Here is a 6800-nt window from a genome sequence, read left to right on the forward strand (position 1 = left end):
TAACTCAAGTTTTGCAGTTGCCCAAACCACGCTGGTAGCTCTTTTAGCTGGTTTTCATTTAACCATAATTCACTCAAGTTTTGCAGTTGCCCAAACCACGCTGGTAGCTCTTTTAGCTGGTTTCCTCTTAAATATAATATACTCAAGTTTTGCAGTTGCCCAAACGACACTGGCAGCTCTTTTAGCTGGTTATTCTGTAAACATAATACACTCAAGTTTTGCAGTTGCCCAAACCACGCTGGTAGCTCTTTTAGAGGGTTATTCCATAAATTTAAATCACTCAAGTTTTGCAGTTGGGCGAATGAGACGGGGAGTTCAGCAATTTTGTTGTCATAAAGAGATAATATTTGTAAATTTTTCAGATTAATTAAAGCATTAGGAATATTAGAAAGCTCACTGTCATCTAAATTCAAGCCAATCACATTGTTATTTTCATCTACTGCATAACCGTTGTCATAACTGCTATTAATTTTATCTAAGCTAATTTGCTTTAGTTTTTTCCCAATTTCTTGCTCTAATTGTTTGATAATCTCTAAGTTGGTCATGGTGGTTGTCTTTTGAATAGGATTTTGATTGTAGATATTTTTGGGAACGGTGGCAAATGGATTGGTTTTAATCTTGAAAATCTTTGAATCTGTTTCATCTTGTTCAGAACAGGATTTAACGGATTGATGGATGGACAGGATTTTGATTGTAGATATTTTTGAAAATGGTGGCAAATAGATTGATTTTAATCCTGAAAATCTTTGAACCCTGATTCAGACGTTTTCATAAAAATAAATTTGTAAATGGGTGCGTGCTTTTCCAACGATAAGTATGAAAATCTCTCTGATCTATCATTTGACAATGCAACCCAAAACCCAGTATCAGCAATAATCATAACTTATCAGACCAATCTAACGCCTGCTTATAATTAACAGATAAATCATGCTCCTCATGCAAACAACCAATAAAGTTATTTTGCTGAAATATCATCAAAGCATCTAATCCAATCGCTGCTTCTTTCTGTTTTAAAGGCAAAATCTGAATATCTATCACACCATTGTTTAATTGAGAAATTTTAATATGTTCAATGGGTGTTGCCTTAATCAAATGAATAATTTCTTGTTGATTCATAATGTTCTCACTTGTTTGATAATCTTTAGGGCGATTGCTCATCAGAAGTTATTCTTGTCTGAATCAAGATTTACAGGATTTTAGGATTAACAAGATTGGATTGTGGATATTTTTAAGAATGGTGGCAAATCGATTGGTTTTAATCCTGAAAATCTTTAGAATCCCGATTCAGCCAAGAAAACATATTATGCACAACTATTCGAGGCTGGGGAATAAAGAACAATCCCAAACCAGCCAAGAATAAAAAAACGTCCAAAATTTAGTGTTACAAGCCTTTTAAATTACTCGCCACCAAATACATCAACCTGAGAAAACAAACACGCTGGCGACGCATGACCAACCATCACCACCTGATTAGGCTCACCTTTACCGCAATTAGTCACGCCTAAAACCTTAAATGAATCCTCATCACCAACCATTTTTAAATTACGCCAGAAATTAGCCGAAATCCCGCGATAATTAGGATTTTTCACCACTTTAGTGAGCTGACCATTCTCAATTAACTGACCATACTCACAACCAAACTGAAACTTATTGCGTGAATCATCAATTGACCAAGAACTATTGGTTCTCATCAACACACCTTTTTCAGTATTACTAATCATATCCTCAAAAGGAGTCTCACCAGGTTCAACATTTAAATTAGCCATGCGATCAATCGGTGGACGATTCCAACTACTCGCACGGACATTCGCCACCCCATTCAATCCTGCGCGGGCTTGTGACACAAATCCACCCAATGGACGAACCAACGTCCCATTCTCAATTAACATCACCTTTTCTGCGGTCAAACCTTCAGCATCAAACGCATAACTAGCAAGCTCCTCAGCATGAGTCGGATCAAAACTCACATTCAGCAACTCAGAACCATATTGATAATGACCAAACATACTTAACTCAACAAAACTCGTGCCTGCATAATTACGCTCATCGCCTAAAATTCGATCTAACTCAATAGGATGACCAATGGATTCATGAATTTGCAATGCCATCTGATCTGGCATTAATAACAAATCCATCTTATCAGTAGGACAATTCGGCGCGTCTAACAACTGCAAAGCCTCTTCTGCTAATTGCTGACTTAAGCCCTCAAAACCCAATCGATCCAAAGCTTCTAAACCGCCTTGATAAGCATAACCGCTGCGCAAACTACGCACTTGAGTATTAATCCCTTGATTTGCAACCACTTCAATATTGGGAATAGTATAATGATGGCGTTGATAAACTTGGCCACCTTGATTGGTTAAATAATAATTCTCTTCCTGAATGCCTGATAAACTGACTGTCCAATCCACAATTTTGTCATTTAAATGACAGCGTTCTGACTCTTGTTTTAATAAATTCAACTTCTCGTCAATCCCACTCTGTACCCATGCTTTTTGTACTTTGGACTGGTATTTACCTTGGGTTATCGGCATTTTGAGCTGAGATAAGTCTGTCACTAAAACGTCACGGCTACGAGCAGCCCAATGTTGCGCTTTCAACATCGCTTGATGCAAGCCCTTTTCCGATAAATCACTGGTCGCAGCATAGCCAATACCACCGCTATCAATTACAGTCAGCATCGCCCCTACCTCACGCTTAAACGTAGACGGCTGTACTATATCTTTTTGTATTTCCAAGGTTTCTTCTTGACGTTCAACATATCGCAAAGAGCAAAAGTCCATTTCTGGTGCCACTGTTTCAAAACGTTGCTTCAGGACTTGGTACATGGGCATCCCTTTTATGACAATCTACAAATAATATAAAGCTGGCATTGTTTTTGTTATATACAAATGCAGCCATCACAGACTACTCCTACCTAGTTTGAACCATGGCAAGATACCTTGAGTGCTGGTCACATTCTAGGTATCGAATATTTTTTAGCAGGTCTTCAAAATCACTTCCCACATCACATATTGCCAAATCATTTTTGACTTTAAGTTCATTAGCAGTATAGCATCATATCTGCACTTTCCAACATTCGCGTTTTTACATGCACGATTCTCGCCGTTTCCTTATCTATATCATTGGGCTACTGAGCTTTATTCCTGTCCAAGCAGACATTGTAACCGATGGCAGCCTAGGGCAAATCGTCTCATTACAAGGTGAGATGCACATCTTGCCAGCGTACGGACAACAGCAAGGTTCTAATTTATTTCATAGTTTTACTACGTTTCAAATCCAAGCAGGCGAATCAGCCCAATTTCTCACATCAGCAACCACACAAAATATCATCGCCCGTATCACAGGTTCAGAATCATCACTTATCAACGGCACACTTTCAGCCTCTGCCAATCTGTATTTATTCAATCCACAAGGTTTTTTATTCGCTGAGCAAGCAGAACTTGATTTACAAGGTGATTTTCATGTCAGCACCGCGCGACAATTAGATTTTTCTGACAACACACAATATGATACTGATTTATCCCAGCCTACGATTTTAACCACAGCAGCACCAAAAGCATTTGGCTTTTTACAGCCAACAACCCCGATTGCACTACAAAATAGCAACTTAATTCACAAGCAAAATATCTCACTCACTGCCAGTCATATTCAATTAAAAAACAGTTTGATTCGTACTCAGCAACAGGGTGATTTACGCTTAACAGCAGATACGATGCAATTTAAAAATAGCCAGCTTAGTACCGATATGCTAACCCAAGGTCAAGGCGGCTCAATTTATTTAACTGCACATGATTCAATTCAATTATCTAACAGTATTATTAGCAGCAGCTTAGGGGATTTATTTCATGTAGGAGAAGGGACTGGCGGACGGATTGTGATTGAAACCCCACAGTTATTATTACAACAGCGCAGTGGACTACAGACAGGCACATTTCCTAATACCCAAGGTCAAGCAGGCGATATTATTATTAATGTGGGTGAGTTGGAATTGAATGGTTTATCGTCAATGACTTCGTTTTCCAGTAGTGATGCGCTGGGCGGCAATATTCAAATCCAAGCAAATGATATTAATTTAAACAACAGCTTAATCACGGCCAGTAGTTTACGCCAAGGTGCAGCAGGTAATTTACAATTTAATACCAAAAATCTGACATTGCATCAAACCAGTATTTTATCAACATCTGCATTGCAATCTGGCGGTGGCAATATCTCATTAAATATCAAACAACAATTCTTAAGTTTAAAAAGTGCAATCACAGCAAAAGCCAACGGCAATCAAGCAGCTCATAATGGCGGCAATGTGACGATTCAAACCCCTAGCCTAACTGTATTGGATCAAACTGAAATTTTAGCCAGTGCGTATGCAGGTCATGGTGGAGATATTGTATTGCAAACCGACTATTTATTAACCTCGCCGAATTATCTTCTGGATGCCTCATCACAACTAGGGGTTGCGGGTAAAATATGGGTTAATAGTTTTGAAGTCGATATGAGCAAAGCATTTCACAGTCTGTCAAATAATTATCTACAAGCGGGGAATTTATTAAAGCAACGTTGTGCTGCTAAATTCAATTTAGATATGAGTAGTTTAACCGTGAAAAATATAGAGATTTTGCCGCCAATGCCTTTAGGAATTCAGTAAAAACGATAGTGACAGAACACCAAAGAAAAGTAAGTAATATATGAAGTTTCTCATCAGCATTATAAATCTTTGCCACAACCATCCGTAATTAATTTCTATTATGAATTAGAAGCCTAGTTTATGTCTTGTACTGAGGATAATATGATTCAAAAACTGTCCGAAGTATGATCTTAAACAAAAATATAGATTACTCTGGAATCTAGGGAAAAGGCATAATTTTCATTGGTCTAGCTAAATAATTAACATTGTAACCCATAACACCCACCGAGTGGTTAAGCTCTGTAAATTGCTGGCTCATGTTTGCCATATCCATTGTCATCGCCCCCATATTTTTTTGCATACTTTGAGTATAATCAGTAATCTCAGAAAGATGAGAGATTAAAGTAGGAAAGTTATCTCCCATATTGTTAACTGAAGCAGCCATTCTTGGCATCGTTTGAATATAGCCTTTCATATCATGAATGGAATATTTCATTTGTTCCATATTTTTAACAACTAACGAAAATTGAGTATTCATATCTTGCATATCAGAAGACATTTGAATCATACGTGTTGTAATCGCATTCATATTAGAAGTCAGGGTATAAATTAAATAAAACATGGCGACCCCTAGCGATAACATGCTAAACATACTAAAACGTATAATTTGTGTGGTTCGTTTACCAATACGTAGAGACAGCTCTTCACGTAAGCGCATTGACTCATAGAAGTCATGCATACTGTCTCGAACTAGACCTATTATTTCTTGAGTATTCGCTTCTTTAGAGTTGTCTTGATCGGCCATGTGATATATCCCAATTCTATATAACGATAAATATATTTTATAAAATAATGATTGCTATTAAAATACCCAATAATAATTGAATTTATTTATTTTATAAAAAGATAGATAATCCCAAGTCAATACCTGAAAAATTAAGTTAACATTAAAACACTCAATAATGCTTATATCAACCTATTTTGCAAAAGACTCAATAATATTAAATTAATGTTTGCAGAATTAAATCACCATACTATTAATATTGTGGCCAGCCTTTGCTTATTTGGTAATTTAAAAACTCTCCTCTATCATTTGGGGTTGTATTACTTTAAATCATTTGCTTGCTTAAGCATCCGAAAGAGATTCTTCTTTAAATTAAGCATTCTTAAATATCGAATTCAGCTTAAGTCATGAATCTCATATAATAATGTGTAGCACATTATCTACAACAGCTATATGGTTAGATTGCCATGAAAAAGAGATAGCTGATGACACTTTTATTGAGTGAGTAAGGGAAGAAATCATGTTGAGAATATTATTTATTTTACTGCTAACAACTGTACATTATACGGTTTGGGCAACGGGGCAATATACAGGGCATAAAGTAATGCTATTAAATTCGTATCATGATGGCTACCCATGGACTCATGATATTACCCTCAGTGTACAAAATACATTTGCAGAAACAGGTATTGAGTTACAGGTATTTCATATGGATACCAAACGTCATCAATTAGAGGCTGAAAAACAAGCGGCTGCATTGAAGGCCAAAGCGGCTATTGATGCGTTTGCACCTGATGTACTGATTTCTGCTGATGATGATGCGTCTAAATATGTCATTGCGCCTTTTTATAAAAATACAGACTTACCTGTTGTATTTTGTGGTGTGAACTGGGATGCCTCTAATTATGGATTTACTGAAAAAGAGACTCAAAAAAGTATTGTGCCCAATATCACAGGAATGATTGAGCAGCGTCCAACCAACAATATTATTAAGCATTTAGCACTTTATGCCAAAGGTAAACGCATTGGCTCTTTAGGTTTTGATGCGATTTCCGAACGCAAGGCCTCCCGTAATGCACAGGAAACACTAGGACGTTCTTTCGATAAAGTGTATTTACATACGCATTATAAAGATTGGAAACGCAGCTTTTTGAAATTGCAAAATGAAGTTGATATGCTGTTTTTGCATAATCCTTATGGCTTAATTGGATGGGATGGCGACGATGCGAGTCAATTTATTGAGCAAAACTTAAAGATTCCTGTAGGTACAACGCTCTCTGCAGCAATGCCATATTCAGTATTTGGGATTGTACAATTGGGTTCAGAACAGGGTGAATGGGCAGCCAATGCCGCTTTGCGTATCTTAGATGGAGACAGCCCTATAGATATTCC

General features: G+C 37.1%; 6 protein-coding genes. 2 read left to right on the plus strand and 4 right to left on the minus strand.

The genetic code is table 11. The annotated features are described in order from the left end of the window. From ABXH34_RS16760 to ABXH34_RS16770, 3 genes are all read right to left on the minus strand, one after another. On the minus strand, positions 1-545 hold a 545-nt coding region (locus ABXH34_RS16760; protein ID WP_353573031.1), incomplete at its 3' end, for a leucine-rich repeat domain-containing protein. A gap of 331 nt (positions 546-876) precedes the next feature. Then, positions 877-1116 (minus strand): hypothetical protein, encoded by a 240-nt coding sequence (locus ABXH34_RS16765; protein ID WP_353573032.1) that lies wholly within the window; start codon positions 1114-1116, stop codon positions 877-879. A 281-nt stretch (positions 1117-1397) separates the two neighbouring features. Then, positions 1398-2828 carry a TldD/PmbA family protein gene (locus ABXH34_RS16770; protein ID WP_353573033.1) on the minus strand — a complete coding sequence of 477 codons (1431 nt, stop codon included), beginning with the start codon at positions 2826-2828 and terminating at the stop codon, positions 1398-1400. Positions 2829-3091: 263 nt separating this feature from the next. Between ABXH34_RS16770 and ABXH34_RS16775 the strand changes: the two genes are divergently transcribed. Next, positions 3092-4645 carry a two-partner secretion domain-containing protein gene (locus tag ABXH34_RS16775; RefSeq protein WP_353573034.1) on the plus strand — a complete coding sequence of 518 codons (1554 nt, stop codon included), beginning with the start codon at positions 3092-3094 and terminating at the stop codon, positions 4643-4645. A 199-nt stretch (positions 4646-4844) separates the two neighbouring features. On the opposite strand, the gene ABXH34_RS16780 is transcribed toward ABXH34_RS16775, so the two are convergent. Further along, the gene (locus tag ABXH34_RS16780) at positions 4845-5429 is read right to left on the minus strand and encodes a hypothetical protein (protein WP_353573035.1); all 585 of its coding nucleotides are present in this window, start codon (positions 5427-5429) and stop codon (positions 4845-4847) included. A gap of 499 nt (positions 5430-5928) precedes the next feature. Between ABXH34_RS16780 and ABXH34_RS16785 the strand changes: the two genes are divergently transcribed. Then, a partial coding sequence (locus ABXH34_RS16785; protein ID WP_353573036.1) for an ABC transporter substrate-binding protein occupies positions 5929-6800 on the plus strand: 872 nt, incomplete at its 3' end.

The sequence above is a fragment of the Candidatus Albibeggiatoa sp. nov. BB20 genome (assembly GCA_016744725.1).
GTDB lineage: Bacteria > Pseudomonadota > Gammaproteobacteria > Beggiatoales > Beggiatoaceae > Albibeggiatoa.